Origin of the sequence: Lederbergia sp. NSJ-179 (genome assembly GCF_022867885.1) — a bacterium.
Classification (GTDB): domain Bacteria; phylum Bacillota; class Bacilli; order Bacillales; family Bacillaceae_C; genus Lederbergia.
In genome coordinates this window covers 1-2336 of record NZ_JALIFP010000086.1, presented here as the reverse complement: position 1 = coordinate 2336, position 2336 = coordinate 1, and the positions used below count along the sequence as shown (strand labels likewise).

2 protein-coding genes are annotated in these 2336 nt (G+C 37.5%); both read right to left on the bottom strand.

All coding sequences use genetic code 11. From position 1 onward, the window contains the following. A partial coding sequence (gene istB / locus MUB24_RS22860; protein ID WP_244708025.1) for an IS21-like element helper ATPase IstB occupies positions 1-692 on the bottom strand: 692 nt, incomplete at its 3' end. Further along, a complete protein-coding gene (istA, locus tag MUB24_RS22855) occupies positions 689-2257 on the bottom strand; it encodes an IS21 family transposase (RefSeq protein WP_244708023.1) in 1569 nt (522 codons plus the stop codon). The genes istA and istB, both read right to left, overlap by 4 nt. Between the last annotated feature and the right edge of the window lie 79 nt (positions 2258-2336).

The following is a 2336-nucleotide window of genomic DNA, read 5'->3' as shown; positions in this document are numbered from 1 at the left end:
ATGACTTCTGCCCGATGGATAATTCTATCCAAAATGGCTGTCGTTATCGCTGGATCCCCCAATAACTCACCCCACTCCTTTGGAGCTTTATTTGAGGTCAAGATAATAGAGGAACGGTTGTATAAGTCATTGATTAAATGGAAAAATAGGTTCGCTTCATGCTGATCCATTGCCATAAACATAAGATCATCAATAATGACTAAGTCCGCAGTACGGATTCTTTTCATTTTAGTTTGTGCTTTCCTTGAAATTTCCTCTGTTTTTAAGGCATGAACCAACTCTCCCATGGTGATGAACATAACCTTATAACCTTGATTGATTGCTTCTAATCCTAACCCAACTGATAAGTGCGTTTTTCCTATGCCTGGCGGTCCAAGTAGAAGAATATTATATAATTGTTCAACCCATGTTAATTCCCTCAGATGATTCAGCTGCTTTTGACTTAATGATTGTTGTTCTTCTAAATGAAACTCATCGAGTGTTTTTCGAAAAGGGAAGGCAGCCCATTTTAGCCTTTTTTCCAATTGTTTTTCTTCTCTTCGTTTCTGTTCATATTCCAAAATACTGTTAAGAAAGGAAAGATAGGTTGATTCGTTTGTCTCAGCTTGTTTAACAAGCTGAGACAAAGAATGGGCTGCTTCTGATAAATGAAGGGTTTTTAAAAGCTCTTCTGACTTCTTTAATTGGCTCATTTTTCTCCCTCCAATACGGCTATATATTCATTTACATCTCTTTTTTGGGCATAGGTTTGAGTAATAAACTCATTTTGACCATGGAATGGTTGAATTTTAACCTCGTCATTGCGGACATCTGTAACATTTATTTGTCGTTGTTGTTTGATATGCTGAACCATATCGACAAAATCTGTTGCACAAAAAAGCCTTTTATCCACACATCCCTTTAAGGCATGGTTAGATATTTCTTGCGGCGTCTTTTTTAGCTGATTCATGATTATCTGTAGCTGATCACGTATATATCGAGGATATCGATCCCTGATTTCCTCCAGAAAATATTGTGCTAGAGGCAAGTCAGTAAAATAACTGGCTACTGTATCCATATAGGCATCGATTCCTTTTGACCGATCCCTGGTATGTTGCCGGTCTTGAATCAATTGACCTTTCCCATGACAAATTTTATGCTTGGCCAATAAAGGGCCATTTACAGATGCATATATAAGCAAATGTTCTTCAGTTCTTTGGATATAAACCTCTTCTTGTTTATTAAATGTACCTAGAGGAACAGAATACCGGTTGGACAAATATCGGATTGTATTGTCCCGGCGAACCGTTCTTGTTATACTAGATACAGGTTTTACATTACTGAATTCTAACGGGTTAGGAACTGGTCTTAAATGGTGTTTTTCTTCTTGAAACACTTCGACCGGTCTTTTTTTTGTAGTATGGTGAATTTTATAGTTCCCTGTACGATTAAGCCATTTCCACGAATCTTCATTCCAGCGATCGATATTGGTAAATATCCGATGCTTGGCGAAATTTTTCTTGATATATCCGACTACATTTTCAATTCTCCCTTTGCTTTCTGGATCTGCTTTGCGACAAACCCTTATCTTTAAACTACGCTGTTGGCGGTATACCTCAAATTCCTTTGTGTAAATAAGGTTTCCCCCATTTTCACTGACGACAATGACTGAATCCTGGTCATATACCATTTCATGCGGAATCCCTTCAAACCACTTAAATGCATTTTCATGGGCATTTATCAAATCTCTTGTTGTAAAAGGCCTATCCAGCCATTCTACATACTTATAACGTGAATGCGATAAGACAAAAGCTATGAAATAAAGTTTTACTTTCTTCTTTTCAGGGGTCTCCTGTATGGTTTCTCCAAAATCCACTTGTGTTTGTTCCCCCATGGCCATATCTGGAACAGCTTCATAGTCACGAACACGAATTTCTTTTGGAATATCATAATCTTCTCGAAGTTTCCTAACATAACCTCTGACGGTGCTTTCAGATATCTCTAGGGAAGAATATCTTTCTCTTAACCAATCTTCCACTTGAGCAGCTGACATGTCTGGATTCTCTTTGAGCCAGGATAAAATCATATCCTTATATGGATCTAATTTTTTCGTCCTGACTTGGATGGAATCTATCCAGTCTGCCATTTCTTTCGGATCCTTTTGAAGATATCGATACAGAGTGGGTCGAGAAATCCCCAGCCTTTTGGCTATCTTTGCTTTACTGAATCCTTGATTTAATAATTGACGAATGTCTACATACACTTCAAACTTGTCCACCTTTCATGTCCTCCATCACTGTAAATCATCATCAACGAATAACAATATAACAGTGATAGAGAAATATTTTAATAGGAAT